Here is an 18230-nt window from a genome sequence, read left to right as displayed (position 1 = left end):
AAAATTGTTATTATTAGAGTTATACACGAATATAGATTTTATGCAAAGCTATGGAGAAAGCTGCTGATGAAAAATCAACGCATCATTTATTACAAAGACGAACTTAATGATGAATTTGCAGGCGACTCCATTCAACCAAGAAAAATCGACGAATCCTACTGGTACGGTGATAATTCCTTTTTCTTCAGATCAATGAGATTTTTCTGGTACAGAATTATTGCACTGCCTGTTGCACTTGCCTTTCTGAAAATCAAATACAATCATAAAATAATAAATAGACAGGTTCTTAAAGATTTCAAAAAGAAACCTATTTTTGTTTTTGCAAATCACACAAATAATATTGCAGATGCGCTTATACCAACTTTTGTCAGTTTTCCGCATTCAACTTATGTTGTTGTAAATCCTAATAATGTTTCTATGCCCGTTCTTGGAAAAATCACGCCGTACCTTGGAGCCCTTCCTTTGCCGGATAATATGGCTGCGACAAAAAACTTTTTGAACACCTTAAAGCTCCGCATTAATCAGGAATGTTCAATTATGATTTATCCCGAAGCACATATCTGGCCTTTTTATACTAAGATAAGACCTTTTCCAGATTCTTCTTTCCGTTACCCTGTTCAAAATGGCTGTGCAACTTTCTGTTTTACAAATACCTATCAGAAAAGAAGATTTTCTAAAAATCCCAAAATTGTAACTTATGTCGATGGACCTTTTTTTGCAGATGAAACTTTAGATAAGAAATCAAGACAGCAGAAGCTTCGAAATCAGGTTTATGAAAAAATGTGTGAAAGAAGTAAAATGAATAATATTGAATTAATTAAATATATCAAACAGGAAGATAAACAAGAGGATTAAATGAGAAATATTTTGTTCTGCGGAAACTCAAAAGTTTTTGACGGTGTACTTACCTGTATGCTTTCAATTTATAAACGCACAGAAACTAAAGAGCCCTTTTCAATCTCAATTCTTACAATGGATGTTTCCCATCTGAATCCTGATTATACCTGCATTGATGACAATATGATTTCTTTTCTTGATAAGGTTGCAAAATCTTATAATGCAGAAAATGAAGTAAGAAAAATCGATGTTACTGAAATTTATAACAAGGAATTTGCAAACAGTCCTAATGAGCAGTGCTATTGTTCGCCATATACATTAATCAGACTTTTTGCAGATTTGATTCCTGGAATGCCGGAAAAGTTTTTGTATCTTGATGTTGATGTTATGTTCAACCGCGACATTACACTTCTTTATGATATTGATATAACTGATTATGAATATGCAGCATCCCCGGACCATTATGGTAAATATCTGATCCGTCCAGATTATATTAATGCAGGGGTTCTTTTGATTAATCTTACAAAATGCCGCCAGACAGGACTTTTTGAAAAAGCCCGCAATCAGATTAAAACAAAAAAATGGCTTTTTGCAGACCAGGATGCGCTGTGGCATAGTACAACAAAAAAGAAGGTTATTGCGCAGAAGTTCAACGATCAGAAATTCCTACATCCAAAATCAACTGTAGTACGACATTTTTCAAAACGTCTTTTCTGGTGGCCTTATCCTCATACAGCAAATATCAAGCAGTATAATGTTACAAAGCTTCATACAATTTTTAAGTATGACCAGTTTGACGATATTCTCTATAATTATATTTATCTGAAAGGCGTTTACGAACAACAGTAGACAGCTGGTGGTTGAGTGCACCGTAAGGCCCGGTTACTGAGCCTGTCGAAGTACGAAACTACATTTATTTGCCTATATCACGTCCTCTCGGTCCAAATGCTTTTTGTCTTGCCCTCACCTGCTGAATAATTTCATTATTCTTTTCAAGAAGGTCAATTAAATCCCAGTGCCAGTCGAGGTTGCTTTCCGGGAACAGAGCTGGAGGATCCGGCTTACGTCGGGCATTTGCGGCTTTAACAAGAGTCATGAGGTCTTCAAAAGTTGAACGGTCGGCAAGGCGCTTTAAATACGGTTCTTCATTTTTAGTAAATACTTTTTGATTATCATTAAAAAGATAATCTTCTTCTTTGTATCCGAAAGGCTTTACTGTATTACGAACTTTCTTACTGCGGCCGGAAACACAGCTGTAATTTGTTTCGCAGCTTCTAAGATGTTTTGGAATTGTATAAGAATCATCCTTATATTGGAATGTAATGTAATCAGTTGAATAATCCATGTCGGTCTGCCAGTAGCGGACGTCGTAAAGTTTTTCACCATCGATAATGTAGCCGGTTATATTCTTTGGAAGATTCTGAGGACTAATCATAAAGCCTTTTGATGGAGCAATGCCGCGGTAGAACTTGTAGGAAACATTTTGATTTTCTGAAGTTTCAAGACTTCCGGTTGTTTCATCTGTTTCTCTTTCGTCTAAAACAAAATATTTAAGATAAATTGAATCATCCAGCAAGAAGAAAGGAATCTGATTTTTCTGCCAGTTGGAATATTTTAAATCCAGAGAACCATAGAGCGAGCTGGCTGTTTCTTTTGTATCTATGTTCTGGATATAAATATGCTCTGCGTTACGAGGAGTTGGAATGTTACGAGTGCGAGGTTCTTTTTCATTATAAGATGCAGGCTCCGCAACACGGTCCAGATACCAGCCGTAATATTCTTTAAGCACAACAACAATTTGAGGTTCGTTTTCATCATTCTGTTCAAAAAATACATATCGATCTTTAGATTCCCAGATTCCCAAGAGTTTTGACGGGAGAGTTTCTGTGAAAACCATTGTTGAGAGCAAGATAAGATATAGAAATATTAAAGACTTCTTCACGTATTAATTATCGGTGTATTTTATTAAAAGCGGAGTAGAAAACACGCCTGAAAAACATTTGTTGCCGATACTGAAAATCTGTCCTCGCAGAAAATACAGAGCGACCGAAGGGAGCGCCGAGGCAACTTGGTTTTTCAGGATGTTTTCTACGGGAGCTTTTAATAATATGTTTACGCTACTTTAATTTTTACTGAATTCTGTTTATAATATTTCTATGACTTATCTGGCGAAAATTGGGGAATTGACTCTTAAAGGGTCTAACATTCAGGAATTTGAAAATCTTTTAAAACACAACGCAGCAAAATACTTGGAAGGCACAGGAGCAAAAATCGCGCTTCGTGCCGGCCGTCTTTATATTGATTGCGAAGAAGATGCTGCAGAAAAGGTAGAGTTTACACTTAATCATCTTATTGGAATTACAGGTTGGGCAAAGGCAGAAGTTTGCGAAAAGACAATTGAAGATATCAGCCGTGCCGTTTTTGAAATTGCAAAGAAGGAAGCCGAACGCGGCTGTAAGACATTTAAGATTGATGCTCGCCGTGCAGACAAGAGCTTTCCAATGAACTCATACGAAATCTGCTGTGAAGCTGCAGGTGACGTTGAAGCAATTATGAAGGTTGATGTTCATCATCCTGATACAATTATTTATGTTGAAGTTCGTGAACGCTGCTTTGTTTATACAGATTCAAACACTGGCTGCCGCGGACTTCCTGTTGGCTGCAGCGGTAAAGGACTTTTACTTTTGAGCGGTGGGCTTGATTCTCCTGTTGCCGGTTATCGTATGCTTCGCCGTGGTATGAAGATTGAATGCTGTTATTTCCATTCATACCCTTACACATCTGAAGAAGCAAAACAGAAGGTTGTTACCCTTGCACAGAGGCTCGCTTATTACGGAATCACAACTTATCTGAACGTTATTCCATTTACAGATGTTCAGATGAAGATTAAAGAAAAAGCACCGGAAGCATGGTCTACACTTATGCTCCGCGTGTGCATGATGAAGCTTGCAAACCGTCTTGCTCACCGCTGTAATGCAAAATGTATTATCACCGGTGAAAGTGTTGGTCAGGTTGCAAGCCAGACAATTGAAAATATGACAGTAACCGAGCACTTTGCTGAACTGCCGTTACTCCGCCCTCTTTGCGGTATGGATAAAGAAGAAATCATTAAGGATTCGTATTTTATTGATACTTATGAAACTTCTATTCTCCCTTATGAAGACTGCTGTGTATTGTTCAGCCCAAGACACCCTGTTTTGAGAGGAACTGCAGAACAGGCAGAAGAGATTTATAATTCGCTCGAAGTTGATGAGCTGATTGATAAGTCTTATAATGAAAGAGAAATTATTAAACTGACCGCGTGCGGAGAACCTGTAAAAAAGACCGAGTAAGAGGCAAGCCTAGCTTGCCTCTGAGCCATTCTTTCGATAATCCTAAAACGACCCTGACGGCTCGTTTTTTAACGGATTTTCGATTGTAGGCTTGTATAAGGATATTTATGAACGCCAAAGATAAACATACAATCTATACACTTCTCAAAACTGCAGATGCTTATGAATGCGGATTTATCCGGGAAAAATTTGCAGGGGAACCGGTGTTTGGGGATGATACAGAGACAAATCATACGGTGGTTTCGACCCCTTCGACAGGCTCAGGGACCGCAACCACCGTATCTACCGAAAACTTAGGACTTACTATCGAGGAACTCAATGCTAAGATTCTGCGCTGTACACGATGCGGACTGGCCCGTACCCGTAATAATGTTGTTCCTGGTATGGGAGTAATGAATCCTCAGGTTCTTGTTATTGGCGAAGGACCGGGATACGACGAGGATATGCAGGGACTTCCTTTTGTTGGCAAGGCTGGTGTTTTGCTTGACCGCATGCTTGCTGCTATCGGACTCGATCGTAAAACAAACTGCTATATTGCAAACATTGTAAAATGCCGTCCACCTGAGAACCGTAATCCTCTTCCAGATGAACAGGCAGCCTGCTTCAGTTTCCTTGAAACTCAGATTCACATTCTTAAACCAAAGATGATTCTGTGTATGGGAAAGATTGCAAGTGAAAAAATCACAGGACAGAGTATTTCAATTAATCAGAGACATGGTGAGTTCTTTGAATATAACGGCATTCCTGTTATGCCAACTTATCACCCAAGCGCACTTTTGCGTAATGAAGAACTTAAACGTCCGGCCTGGGAAGACCTCAAGAAATTCAAAAAGTATCTTGATCAGTTAAACTCAAACTAACGGCAGGTAGTTAATGCAGTATCTTGAAATCATACTGAATCTGCCTGTTAATCAGGGCTTTACCTATTCCTATATTCCTCCAGAAAAAGAGAAACCTGAGCTTGTTCCAGCAATTGGAAAACGAGCAGAAATAATGTTCGGAAATAAAAAAACTCAGGGATTTATCATAAATATATCAGATACTCTTCCGGAAAACTGCCCTGTAGGACCAGATAAAATCCGCCCGATTAAAAGAGTCATAGATAAAGAAGCTCTGTTTGGAAAAGAGCTGATTGAAATGGCTAAGTGGGTTTCACGTTATTATCTTTGTACACTTGGCGAAGCAGTCTTTTCTATGATTCCAAGTGGCAGAAGAGAGACCAGTGCAGGCGGATTTGGTTTTGAAGAGGAAGTTGGTGAGAAGAAACGCAATGAATTGTCCACTGAACAGAAAAAGGCGGTTGAAGAAATTTTAAGTGCCAGTGGATTGCCACGTCGCTCCGCTCCTCGCAATGACGGGATTAACGCTGATGCTTCGTCATTGCGAGCCGAAGGCGTGGCAATCCATTCGAACAATTCCCTATTCCACTACCTCTATGGGCCGACGGGCTCTGGAAAAACTGAAGTTTTTCTTTCACTGGCAGAAAAGATTCTGGAGATGGGTAAAGGGGTTATTTACCTTGTTCCGGAGATTGGACTTACCGGACAGGTTGTAAAGGCAGTGGCAGACCGATTTGGAAACACTGCAGCAGTTCTTCATTCGGGGCTTACTCCATCACAAAGACTTTCTGAATGGAACCGAATTATGCACAAGGAAGCGCGGGTTGTTGTAGGCGCCCGTTCTGCGGTTTTTGCTCCGGTTCCGGATCTTGGCTTAATCATTATTGATGAAGAGCATGACGGCTCATATAAATCTGGAAATAATCCACGATACCATGCACGTCAGGTAGCAATGCACCGTTGTACCAGCTTAAAGATTCCGCTGCTTATGGGAAGCGCAACTCCGAGTGTAGAAGCCTGGTATGGAATGCAAAGCGGTTCAATTGTTCGGCATAGTCTTACAAAACGCCTGGCCGGTGGTGAGATGCCTCATATTTCCTGTGTTGATCTCACATATTTCCCGAACGACGGATGTATTTCAAAACCGCTCGAAGATGAAATAAATAAAACACTCGCACAGAATCATCAGACAATTTTGTTTTTAAACCGCCGCGGCTTTACTCACTTTTTCCGCTGTAATCAATGCGGATACGAATTGAAGTGTAAAAACTGTTCTGTTCCACTCACCTATCATAAAGTTGAAAACAGACTGCGCTGTCATTACTGCGGCTGGTCTACATATCCTCCGGAGAGCTGCCCTCAGTGTGGCTCGCTGGATATTGGAAGCTCAGGTTTTGGAACAGAATATATTGAAGCAGAAACCCGGGCAAAGTTCCCGAACGCCAGAGTTCTTAGACTGGACATAGACGTTTTGAAAAACAAGGATGAACTTCTCACTTCTCTTGAAGATTTCCGACAGGGTAAATACGATATTCTGCTTGGAACCCAGATGGTAGCAAAGGGACTCAACTTTCCAAAACTGCAGCTGGTTGGAGTTATTCTTGCAGACGCAGGACTTCACATGCCAGACTTTCGTGCCGGAGAGCGAACCTTCTCGCTGATTACTCAGGTTGCAGGACGAGCCGGCCGTTACTTCCCGGATGGAAAAGTAATTGTTCAGACATATAGTCCCGGAAAAGGTCCTGTACTTTATGCCTGCCAGAACCGCATAGAAGATTTTTACGGCTCGGAACTTGCAGAACGCGAAATGCTGGACTTCCCGCCTTTCAGCCGCCTACTCAGACTTGTATTCAGAAGTTTTAATAAAGCACTTGCCGCACAGACTGCAGCAGATGCAGTAAAGATTCTTGAAGAAGGTGCTCCGCGCGGCATGGAAATAATCGGGCCGGCAGAATGTCCTATTGAGAAAATCAATTCAAGCTGGAGATATCAGATTCTTTTGAAAGGCAGTTCGATTATTCCGCTTCAGACTGCGGCACGCAAACTGCTTTTTGATTATACGCATAATCAGAATGTGTATATTGAATATGATGTAGATCCGGTGAGTTTGTTATAAGATATCGTCATTGCGAGGAGCGCAGCGACGTGGCAATCCTGTAACTGGATTGCTTCGCTCCGCTCGCAATGACGGCAATTATACATGCCGACGGATTCCATCAAACTTAATTTCGTACAGAAACAGGCCGGTCGGTGGAGCTGTAACTCCGGCGACTTTGCGGTCGCGAGCTTCGAGAATTTTTTTCATCGCGTCTTCCGGTGCACCGGTTTTATCCAGATTTACAAGAGTACCCGTGAGTGTTCTTACCATCTTCCACAAAAAGGCATTGGCTTCAATCTGAAAAACTAAAAGCTCTTGGCCAAAGCGGTCTTTCTGAAAAAAGAATTTTGCTTCATCAATATAGCGGTTATTTGAAACTGAATCATCACCGCTTGCAGCAAAGGAAGAACAGTCTAATTCTCCGCGAAGGCATTCGCAGTATTTATTAAGGCGCTCAAGATTCGGAGTGTAATTTTTTACGAGCCACGAGAAACGCATATTATCTGCCGACGTCGCATCACCCGCCGCAATAAAATATCGATATACGCGGCTGGTCGCAGACTTTCGCGCACTGAAATCTTCAGGAACTTCGCGGGCAGCCATAATTCGTACGTCCGAAGGCAGGAATGCGTTCAGAGCTCTCACATAGTTTTCCGCCGGCATAGAGTCTACAGGAGAATAAAAATTGGCCGCCTGGCCCAAAGCATGAACGCCACTGTCAGTACGCCCCGAGCCGTAAAGTGCTGTAGGCTGTTTATGGATTTTTTCGAGAGCTTTTTCAATTTCGCCCTGAACGGTGCGTTCGGCTTCGCCGCCAGTTACAGCGTCATCCTGGCGCTGCCAGCCGCAGAAGTCTGTACCGTCGTAGGAGATTGTTAGAAGTATATTACGCATAAAACTGACCTGCATTTAGATGCTGAAACAAGTTCAGCATGACAAGACTGTCACCCCGAACTTGTTTCGGGGTCTCTTTTTTAGAACTCATCATCATTAACAAGTTTTGACAGATTGTCATATAGATTTCGGGCATGCTCAAGCAGAGGGCCCGGCTTACTCTTTGATGATTTACCAAGACCGAAGATTCGGGCAATGGCGGTTTTTGATTCGCTCAGTTTTTTAAGACGCAGCTGAATATCTTCCTGCTGGCCGTATTTATATTCAAGCAAACCGCAAAGATAAATTACACCGTCCCAGCCATAGTTCTTGTCGATATCAGGGCCCATATTATTTAAGGTTGAGCTTTTTTCAATACGTTCAGTTTCGTTGATAACTGCCTGCTGATAAAAGAACAAAGCTTTTCTGTAGAACATCTGCGCAATAATATCAAAATTGTGAGCGGCACAATGCTGATTTATTTCTGTTGTAAGCCAGGCAAGTCTTAAGGTGATAATAGCCTTTTTCATTGTCGGCAAGGTATAAGCACCCATATCATCATAAGTCATGAGGGCAAGATAATACATTGCAGTTCCATCATAAAGAGTACGTTCATGCTTTAAGTTGTAATAAGGGAAAATCTCTTCGCAGGCTTTATGACGCTTTTCTGATCTTTCAAAAAGCTTATCTGCATCTTCTGGATCCATCTTTTCTGTAAAGTCGTTCCAGAACATTGCGGTATGACAATTAGGACAAACACCAATTTCATAAATAAGAGGATAGATTCTACCAAATTTAGCAGATGGTTCGTAAATACGATGAAGCTCTTCTGTAAGGCCACCGGCAATCATACGTCCATTACCGCTTCGCATAACTTCACGCTCAAAGGCTTTTTTGCAGACAGGACAGGCAACCTTATCTTTTGACCAGTATGAAATTCCAACCTTCTTTTCTGGTCCAGCTTTTTTTGAAGTAGCCATAGTATCCCCCTATTTTTTTTCCAATATTACAAAGGCAACTGCATATTCTTTTTCATGACTTAAAGTTACAAAAGCATTGCAGTCTCCAAGTCTTTCTTTCATTATCGAAAGAGCAGAACCTTCTATATTCAGCAAAGGCTTACCTTCACTATCGTTAGTTATATAAACTTCCTTTAATCCAAAACCGGTAATTCCAGTTCCGAGAGCTTTTGAAAAAGCTTCCTTTGCGGCAAAACGAACCGCATAATGCTGGCACTTTGCAGCCTTTGAACCTGCAGAAGAATATTCTTTTTCATTGAAGAAGCGCTCAATCATTTCGGGATTATCAACCCATTTTTCAAAGCGCTTTACTTCTGCAATGTCAGTTCCAATTCCAGCAATCATTACTCAGCTCCAGAAGTCAAAGTCTGGTCTGCTTCCCCACCCGCATTTGTATCAGAATCAGTTCTATGAACAAGTGTTATAGTGAGAGTTTCATCAGACTTTTCTACAAGAGTAAGATTTGCAGGAACAGAATATCTTAAAGGAATCTCGTAAGTTCCAGGTTCAGTTATTTCACGCAGGTTGAGCTGAACAGCGTGTTTTGAAATTATATAGTTTTCAAGAACAGGCATTGTGCCCGAGAGCTTTAAGGTAATCATTGGAAGCTCATCTTTTATTTCAAGATTTTCAGAAAGATTCAAAATCTCAACAGGCACAGCATCAAAAATGCGTTCCATTGTAACAGGTCTGATTGTAACTTCAGCCTTAAAAGGACCTTCATCAAGAACAGTAAGAAGTTTGTTCAACTGCTGATATGAAGTCTCTGTTGAGAAATTAGTTTCAGCATTATTAACATTCAGTCTTGTTGTAAAAATCTGTTCGGTAGCATTTACAACAGATTCAGGGCCGAAAATTTCAACTGTAGAAGGACTCATTGAAATTGATTCAATTTCGTATCCGTGAGCAACCTCTCCGACAACAGAAGGCATAATCGGAACATATTTAATTGATTTGCGATCAACGTCAATTGTGACAGTTTCATCCTTAAGTTTTACTTCAAAAGGATCATAAGCCATAAGATCTTCTGACAAAGTGATTTTTACAGGGAGTTTGTATGTACCCTTTTCTGTAAGAGTATCAAGACTTACAGAAGCAGAAATATCAGAAGGAAGAATTGTTTTTATGATTTCGTCACCAGTTCGTACAGTCACAGAAACAGAGGTTGGTGCACTTCCAACATGCATTACAATTCCGTTTTCTATAATCTCAAGAGGAACAACTACAGTTTTTGAATCAATTAAAGATGCCTGATGGAAAAAGTACAAAAAGATTGCAATTACAAAGCAGATTACTTTAGCAGGCCATTTATCGAGGATTTTATCAAGCAAACGTTTTGTGTTCATCTACAGTATCCTCCAGTACCTGAGCTTCAGAAGTAATTTCAAGAAGATTTTCAAGAATCTTTCGAACTTCTTCAACAGTTAAGTCGTAATTAAGTTTTGAATCGTAAGCAAGACTGAGCGCTCCAGTTTCTTCTGAAACAACCAGAACTACCGCATCAGAAACTTCTGAAAGACCAAGGGCTGCACGGTGGCGTGTACCGAAAGTCTTTTTAATTGTGTAATTTTCTGAAGTTGGAAGGAAGCAGCCGGCAGCAATAAGTTTACCGCCCTGAATAAAGCAGGCTCCGTCATGCAATGAAGTATCTTTTCCAAAAATTGTCATAAGCAGACTTGAAGACAAATCTGCATTTAATCTTGTACCAGTCTGGATGATATTTTCCATCTGAGTGTGACGCATAAAAACTGCAAGCATACCACGGCGCTGCTGAGAAAGCATTTCTGCGGCAATAAGTACGGCATCAACATAAGTATGTTTAGAACGGCTACCAAAAGCAAACCATCCGTTCTGACCAATGCGGATAAAAAGTTTTCGAATTTCAGGCTGGAAGACGAGCGCAAAACCAATAATGAGGGCCGGCGCAATTATGTTCATTAACCACAGGATTGTCTGAAGTTTAAGGAGAACGGCTACACCATAAACAATAACAACGATGAGAAGAGATTTAAGCATCTGAACACCGTTTGTTTTGGAGATAAAGTCGTATGCCTTGAACAAAATGAATGTCATGACAGCTATATCGAGAAAGGGCCGTATGAAATCATAAAGATATAAAATTCTGTCAAATCCGAGCATAGTAACTTCCTAAAGTACGGTGGTTGAGCTTGTCGAAACTACCGTTGACTGCGGTCATTTCGACAGGCTCAATGACCGTATTTATTATACTATATTATCGGAGAAATTTCATCACATTTAATGTATCTATTGCGGCAGAAACGTCGTGAACACGGATGATTTTTGCGCCCTTCTGAACGCTGATCATGTCTGCGGCAAGAGTTCCGGCAAGACGGTCTTCTGTGTTGCGGCCGGTCATATCTCCGATGCAGCGTTTTCGCGAAAGTGCCATAAGAACCGGGTAACGGTTGCCGCACAAGGCAGTTGGCTCTTTGATAAGGGCAAGATTCTGATCTGTAGTTTTTCCAAAACCAATTCCTGGGTCTACGATGATTTTGTCTGAAGCAAGGCCATTTGAAAGACAGAAAACTACACGCTGACCAAGGAAGTCTGAAACTTCATCTACTGTGCCAGGTCCTGTGTGCATAAGAATTACTGACGCTCCGGTTTTTGCAAGATATTCGGCAGCGGCAATGGATGGTTCGTTTGCGGCAGCGGCAGTTCCGTCGCTAGTTCCCTGAACGGCACCACTTAGAGCAGTTACATCGTTCCATATGTCGGCACCGGCGGCAAAGGCTGCACGGAACACTTCGAATTTATTGGTATCAACGGAGATTGGTACGGCGGATTCTCTGCGAACGGCCTGGATTACAGGAACAATGCGGGCAATTTCTTCTTCCACGCTCACCGGTGTATACCCCGGACGGGTGGACTCGCCGCCGATATCGAGGATGTCGGCGCCTTCTTCTATGAGACGGAGAGCGCGCTCTGCGCCGCCACGGCTATTTTCATAGAACGAATCTGGGGTGACATTTACGATGCCCATTACGAATGCGGGTCGTTCTGTTGCGGCGCGCTTTAAGCCAAACTTTAATTGCAGCATTCCTTTACCGCCTTTTTGATGTGAGACGGCGAGAGTCCTGCCATCTCAAGAACTTCTTCTCGGGAACCATGGCTAAAGAATTTATCTTCAAAACCAAGCACCTTATTATTTTTCATTCCTTTTTCTGCAAGAAGACCGGCAAGATATTCTCCTATTCCGCCGGTAATAACACCATCTTCTACAAAAACAACACCATTATAGCGGGAAGCAAGCTCAATAAAATAAGTTTCGTCAAAAGGCTTAATAAAGCGCAGAAGGTAAACATCTGCATAACCGCCATCAAGTAAAACAGAGCGAACAGCCTTCTGAACTTCAGAATATATTCCGCCAGTTGCAACAATTAAAATCTTATTTTTCTTAGCTTCAAGTTCAGCTTCACTGATATTTTCAATTACAAATTCTGTACAAGGAATAAAGATTCCCCGACCAAGTTCAACAGGTTCACTCATCTGTGGAACTTCTGTAGGGCATGTAAGTTTTGGATATCTGATAACTACTGAGGTTCCCTTTTCTACTGCCCATTCAAAACAAAGCTTCAAATCTGCGGCACTGCAAACAGTCATGATTTCCAGTTCCGGAATAGGACGGAAAAGCGCAATATCATAAATGCCCTGATGAGTTACACCATCTGCAGGAACAGCACCGGCTCTGTCTAAAATAAAAACAGAGTGTGCTTTCTGAAGTGCAATATCATGAATCATCTGATCCACTGCACGCTGAATAAAAGTTGAATAGATGCAGACAACAGGAACTTTACCGCCCTTTGCGAGACCACCTGCAAAAGTTACTGCATGCTCTTCTGCAATTCCAACATCAAAAAAGCGCTCAGGAAATCTGTGAGAAAAAGCCGAGAGGCCTGTTCCCTTTGCCATTGCGGCTGTAATTGCAACAATATCTGTATTTTTTTCACCTTCTTCACACATAAGATTGCTGAAGGCTTCTGTAAAACTCTGAGTATCAAACTTTTCAACAGTTCCATCACTAATCTGGAAAGGCCCGATTCCATGGAAAAGCTCAGGATTATTTTCTGCAGGACTATAGCCCTTACCCTTCTTAGTTACAACATGAACTACAACAGGACGGTGCAGACGACTTACACGACGAAGTTCACGCTCAAGAGCCGCTTCATTGTGACCATCGAGCGGACCAACATATTCAAATCCCAAATCAACAAAAAGATTGTTTGTAAGGAAGAGACCTTTTAATGAACGTTTAAATCTGAAAATGAACTTTTCAAGAGGGCGTCCAAGATATGGAATCTTATCAATTGCCTTGTCCACACGGTAACGGAAGGTCTGATATCCTGCAGTCATTGTAAGACGGCTGAGATATCTTGAAACCGAACCGGTATTATGATCAATTGACATCTGATTATCATTTAAAACTACAATAAGATTTTTGCAAAGCTGACCGGCATGAGAAAGGCCTTCAAAAGCCATTCCACCGGTAAGCGCTCCATCTCCAATAACTGCAATTACTTTGCCTTTATTACCATTTAGTTCGCGGGCTGTAAGAAGGCCTAGAGCAGATGAAATTGAGGTTGAAGAATGACCATTGATAAAAAAGTCGTGAACACTTTCGTTTTTATTTGTAAAACCGGAGAGGCCGCCAGCCTTTCGTAGGGTCGGAAACTCTTCATAACGTCCGGTCAAAAGTTTATGAGTATAACACTGATGGCTTACATCCCAGACAATGGCATCATCAGGACTGTTGAAAACACGATGCAAAGCAATTGTAAGTTCAACAACACCAAGATTACTTGCAAGATGACCGCCGTTTTTTCCAACGACATTTATAATAGTTGTACGGATTTCTTGAGCGAGCTGCTTAAGTTCTTTTTGAGAAAGCTTTTTAATATCCTGCGGCGAATGAATCTTTGATAGAAGAATAATTGACCTCATTGAACACCGGTGGTTGAGTAGACGCGAAGCGTCGTATCGAAACCACTTGTATTCTTATAAACGGTGGTTTCGATACACCGCGCTTTGCGCGGCACTCAACCACCGTCGTAATCTTATAAAAAAAGACCGCGTAATACGCGGTCTTTCAACACATAGTCTCGACCTAAAAACTACTTGCTCTTATGTCGATTACGTCTAAGCATCTTCTTTCGCTTATGTGTCGCCATCTTCTGGCGCTTTCTTTTCTTTCCACAAGGCACGATGGCACTCCTTAAAACTTATATAAGTTTTTATATATTGCCAAAAAAAGCATTCTCTGTCAATATATCTTCATAATAATCTAAGAAAAAAACAAAATCAAATTTCAAAGATTTTTTTACTACTTTAACGAGAAATCTCTAATACAACAAGTATAATATTGAAGATGCTTTCCCGCATTACCACACTCTCCATTACCGAATTTGAATATATAGGCGTTATACTCATCTTCTGTATATTGAGATGCTGTCCAATAATCATATGGACCGAATGAATCTCCCCCCAAATCCAAAATTGAATCATTTAATTTAAAACCATTTGGGATGTCTACAATGCATTTATAAATATAGAAAATCTCTGCTAAAGTTGGAAGATACCAGCCATCTTCACATGCAGTCCCCCTCACTTTACTGCCTGAAATATCTTTATAATTTTTACCAAAATAAAAAGCCGGGTAGTTTGTTGCATTACCTGAATCAGTACTTAAGCCATTTTGATTACAGTAGGCATTTATAAATTGAAGATTCGCATCTCCACTTCTCATTGTAGCATTTATAAAGGTATAGTTTCCTGCACTTCCGCCAACATCTGGTGCGCATTGAATGGTTGTAATATTATGCTCCCATGCACTTGCGGAGCTTAAACACCACGAAAGACCATCCTGGTTATTTTTTAAGCCAACACCAATTGTACGTACAGAAGTATCTGTTACTCTACCATTAAGTGCAGTTCCTTTATAATAAATTAAAGCAACAGCAGAGTTACGTTGTTGGCTTGTAAGAGCCAAACCTGTTGTGTACGGAGTTGCTGAACCGTCATTAAAGACAATGTCACCAACTTCTTTTTCTGCGGAAGGAATTATATTTCCAAAATACTGAGCACCGCGTACAACACGGAAGCCCAGATCATTAATGCGTGAATTAGGCGGATTGTTACTTCTATTAAAAACGGTACTTTGTTCAACAGCATATTTATAACCACCTCCCCTTATTACACGATTTCCGTTTGTAGCATTGGCAGGAGCTCCAGAGCTTAGTGTAGACTCTAGAACATAAGGGGCACTAGTTTTATTTGTATGAAGATCGCTTGTCCACTCCCAAACATTACCACTCATATCATACATTCCAATTGAATTTGAGAGTAATCGATTTACAGCATGTACCTTATCATTTGCACTACCGCCACCTCCACTAGCAGAACCGTACCAGGCAACATCATCTGCAGTTTCACTTCCGCTAAATGTTGTTTGTGTTCCCGTAAGAGCCCCGCGAGCAAGAAATTCCCATTCAGCTTCAAAAGGAAGCCTCCAGCCGTTTTTATTCCCCTGAATTGTTACATCCCAATTGCAAGTTGAAGGCGCACAATAGCCATCAACTGCATTCCCAACTATATTCGGCCATTGGGAAGGATCAGTTTTATCATTAACTACATATACAGGTTCTAGATTATCATCAATACTACGAAGATTACAGTAAACAACTGCATCATACCAGCTGACATAATATGCAGGATAATAATCCCCTTTTCCTATAGTATCATTTGGTACAGTTCCACCATATTGACAGTAAAACTCATATTCTTTTTGTGTTGTTTCATGGTCGCTTGCAATTATTGACTTTAAAGTTCCAAGATTGCGGTTTTTTATGAATACTGAAGATGAAGAAAGATTTGATGCACCTATAAAAGTTGAACTTGTACCACTGATTGTAGTTATTTCTGAAAATTCTATTTGCTTCTGGAGTATTCCATTTGAACCAATTTCCCAAATAGAAGCCGAATCAGACGGATCTTGAAGAAGAGTAAATTTTAGTACTTCTTTTTTAAGACTAGTTGCAGCACTTGCATCTTCAGCTACTGTCAAAATAGACTTACCTTCAGTGTAGGATTGTGGCTTAATAGCTCCAATCTTTCCTGAAGCTGGAGTGGAAAGTTTACCATTTATTGTGATTTTATTATCATTATAAATCCATATATCATTTAAGCCTTCACCTTCTATACCATCTACACCATATGGAATTTTGATATCACCGCTAAAATTACAGGTAGTTGTTTGATAAACACAAACAGCACCACCTTGAATTGTATTGCTATATGTCGTATCGACTTTATTATCTGAAATTTCGCCACCTGTCATAGTAAATGTACTGTTAGTTCTCCAGACTGTAACACCAGCACCACGGCCAGTTTTTGTACTGGCAGCTTTTACCGTGTTATTGCAGATTTTTCCGCCACTCATTTCAAATTGTGCAGCACCATTAATCCAGACTCCGGCAGCACTTGCATCGCCAATTCCATTTACTTCTCCATATGAAATTTCACCGCCTGACATAGTCATTTTTGAGTTAACATCAAGCATTACATTTGCAGCAATGTCTGTAGCTTTATTCTTTGTGATTTTTCCGGAATTTATAGTAATTTTAGATTCTTTGACAAAAACTCCGGCCCCTCTCATATTATAAGCTAAATCGTGTTCAGAAATTTCTCCGCCATTAAGAACTAATTCTGCTGTATCATCTGAATATGCAGTATTCTCTACATATACTCCGCCTCCACCATAAGTGCTACCGTCATCATCAGTAGCAGAAATATAATTTTGGCTAATCTTTGAACCAATTTTCATTGTCAGCTTTGAATTGTCACCATAAAGGTAAACTCCACCACCTTTTTGAGTTGCAGTATTTTCAGTTATTAATACATCATTTTCAAGAATTACATTTGCACCTGAATTTATATAAAGTCCTCCACCACAATTAACAGTAGAGCCACCCCCATTTGTAAGCTGGATATTTTTAAGGGTAACATTTAATGCTTTTTCTATTCTTAAGACACTACCAGTTGCACTTCCGTCTAATATATCGACATCCGAACCAGACACACCTTCGATTGTAATCGAAGGTGCATTAACAGAGCTGTCTATTATTGGATTTCCAGATACAGTTCCACATACTTTAATTATGTAGTCTGTTGAATTTGATGTACAAACTGTAATCGCATCATTCAAATTTGTATAAGGTTTTGTTATTGAACCATCTGCTGTATAAGATGCCGGTACTGTTATATCTGATTCATAAGGACCAAGATTTTCACTACCCTTTACCCAGATTCTTACCTTATCTTCGCTTATGGTAACCGGATAAGTTTGATTTGTAGTTCCATCCGGAAGATACCAGAGATTTGTTGTAAGTCCTGGCCAGACATTTATCTGCTGTATTATATAGTCGCGGGTTATTCCGTCTTTTTTTATAGTGAATTTTGCATCGTAAGTACCTGCAGCAATTCCTGCAGAAGTTGTTTTTATTGTACAAGTGTTTAATGAACTTTGTACTTCTATAGCCTGACCTGAACCGGAAGCACCACTTACAACCATATCAGCTGAGTTTATTACCTGACAGGAAACAGTATAGTCAGTTGGAGCTGAAATACTCAGATCAATATTACCTTTTACATCACTTGAATCATAAGATTTAAAATAAACTGTTTTTTCAATTTCTGAACCAAGTGTGGTATAGGTAATTTGCTGAGTTCCGTAAAAAAGTTCTTTTCCGCTTAAATCGCAGATATAAAAAGTAAAATCAGATGGCTCACTGAAGGTAGCAGCAGTAAAGCTGAAGGAAATCTTGCCTGTAGGTTTGTAAGCCCCAGTTACTTCGCCAGCTAAAACTGTGGAAGTTACCTTAAAAGTGTAGTCGGAAAAAGAAATGGAAGAAAAATCAGGATAAGCAGAACGCGTAGAGCTTTTTGTATAAAGAGTCTCGTTTCCAAATCTTGGAGTAATATTAAGAGTTATTGTGTTTGATGAATTTGCGGCATTTTCGTTTTCTTCTAGTTTTGAAAAAGTGAACAATTCGCAGGAAGAAATTGAAAGCAGAAGAAATAGGCAGCTTATTGCGGCGAGAAAAGTTGAGAAAAGTTTTTTGGTTTTATATTCTGTTTTCATTTTCATTCTTTTTTTCTCCTTTATGGTTTGCCGTGTCGGTGCGCTCTTTACATAGGTGGTTTCGATACGGCACTT

At 40.2% G+C, this 18230-nt stretch carries 14 protein-coding genes; 5 read left to right on the top strand and 9 right to left on the bottom strand.

The genetic code is table 11. The features are described from left to right. Nucleotides 1-66: 66 nt before the first annotated feature. Nucleotides 67-855, top strand: coding sequence for a 1-acyl-sn-glycerol-3-phosphate acyltransferase (locus BM161_RS03275; RefSeq protein ID WP_244882660.1), 789 nt, complete (start codon nt 67-69; stop codon nt 853-855). Further along, nucleotides 856-1686 (top strand): glycosyltransferase, encoded by an 831-nt coding sequence (locus BM161_RS03270; RefSeq protein WP_074930483.1) that lies wholly within the window; start codon nt 856-858, stop codon nt 1684-1686. It abuts the gene before it with no gap. A gap of 64 nt (nt 1687-1750) precedes the next feature. Here the strand turns inward: BM161_RS03270 and BM161_RS03265 are convergent, their stop codons facing one another. Continuing rightward, on the bottom strand, nt 1751-2779 hold the full coding sequence (locus tag BM161_RS03265) for a hypothetical protein (RefSeq protein WP_177206197.1): 1029 nt from the start codon (nt 2777-2779) through the stop codon (nt 1751-1753). Between the two features lie 214 nt (nt 2780-2993). On the opposite strand from BM161_RS03265, the gene thiI reads away from it, so the two are divergent. The 3 genes from thiI (at nt 2994) to priA (ending at nt 7124) form a co-directional block, all read left to right on the top strand. Continuing rightward, nucleotides 2994-4169 (top strand): tRNA uracil 4-sulfurtransferase ThiI, encoded by a 1176-nt coding sequence (gene thiI / locus BM161_RS03260; RefSeq protein ID WP_074930479.1) that lies wholly within the window; start codon nt 2994-2996, stop codon nt 4167-4169. A 107-nt stretch (nt 4170-4276) separates the two neighbouring features. Further along, nucleotides 4277-5029, top strand: a complete 753-nt coding sequence (locus BM161_RS03255; RefSeq protein ID WP_074930477.1) for a uracil-DNA glycosylase — start codon at nt 4277-4279, stop codon at nt 5027-5029. A 13-nt stretch (nt 5030-5042) separates the two neighbouring features. Further along, nucleotides 5043-7124, top strand: coding sequence for a replication restart helicase PriA (priA, locus tag BM161_RS03250; RefSeq protein ID WP_074930474.1), 2082 nt, complete (start codon nt 5043-5045; stop codon nt 7122-7124). A 78-nt stretch (nt 7125-7202) separates the two neighbouring features. On the opposite strand, the gene truA is transcribed toward priA, so the two are convergent. From truA to BM161_RS03210, 8 genes are all read right to left on the bottom strand, one after another. Beyond that, nucleotides 7203-8000 carry a tRNA pseudouridine(38-40) synthase TruA gene (truA, locus tag BM161_RS03245; protein ID WP_143090490.1) on the bottom strand — a complete coding sequence of 266 codons (798 nt, stop codon included), beginning with the start codon at nt 7998-8000 and terminating at the stop codon, nt 7203-7205. An 80-nt stretch (nt 8001-8080) separates the two neighbouring features. Further along, a complete protein-coding gene (locus BM161_RS03240) occupies nt 8081-8959 on the bottom strand; it encodes a DUF2225 domain-containing protein (RefSeq protein WP_074930470.1) in 879 nt (292 codons plus the stop codon). Nucleotides 8960-8968: 9 nt separating this feature from the next. After that, entirely contained in the window at nt 8969-9343 is a 375-nt protein-coding gene (gene acpS, locus BM161_RS03235) for a holo-ACP synthase (RefSeq protein ID WP_074930468.1), read from the bottom strand. Beyond that, entirely contained in the window at nt 9343-10344 is a 1002-nt protein-coding gene (locus BM161_RS03230) for a CdaR family protein (protein ID WP_074930466.1), read from the bottom strand. Before BM161_RS03230 ends, acpS begins: the two co-directional genes overlap by 1 nt. Continuing rightward, nucleotides 10322-11137, bottom strand: a complete 816-nt coding sequence (cdaA, locus tag BM161_RS03225) for a diadenylate cyclase CdaA (protein WP_074930464.1) — start codon at nt 11135-11137, stop codon at nt 10322-10324. Before cdaA ends, BM161_RS03230 begins: the two co-directional genes overlap by 23 nt. A gap of 94 nt (nt 11138-11231) precedes the next feature. Beyond that, nucleotides 11232-12059 (bottom strand): dihydropteroate synthase, encoded by an 828-nt coding sequence (gene folP, locus BM161_RS03220; RefSeq protein WP_074930463.1) that lies wholly within the window; start codon nt 12057-12059, stop codon nt 11232-11234. Further along, the gene (dxs, locus tag BM161_RS03215; RefSeq protein ID WP_074930461.1) at nt 12047-13960 is read right to left on the bottom strand and encodes a 1-deoxy-D-xylulose-5-phosphate synthase; all 1914 of its coding nucleotides are present in this window, start codon (nt 13958-13960) and stop codon (nt 12047-12049) included. Before dxs ends, folP begins: the two co-directional genes overlap by 13 nt. Before the next feature lie 379 nt (nt 13961-14339). Then, nucleotides 14340-18161, bottom strand: a complete 3822-nt coding sequence (locus BM161_RS03210; RefSeq protein WP_074930459.1) for an SUMF1/EgtB/PvdO family nonheme iron enzyme — start codon at nt 18159-18161, stop codon at nt 14340-14342. Nucleotides 18162-18230: the final 69 nt, after the last annotated feature.

The organism is Treponema bryantii (assembly GCF_900113965.1).
GTDB classification, from domain to species: Bacteria; Spirochaetota; Spirochaetia; order Treponematales; family Treponemataceae; genus Treponema_D; species Treponema_D bryantii_A.
The sequence above is the reverse complement of the archived record's forward strand: the minus strand, read 5'-3'. Positions and strand labels throughout refer to the sequence as shown.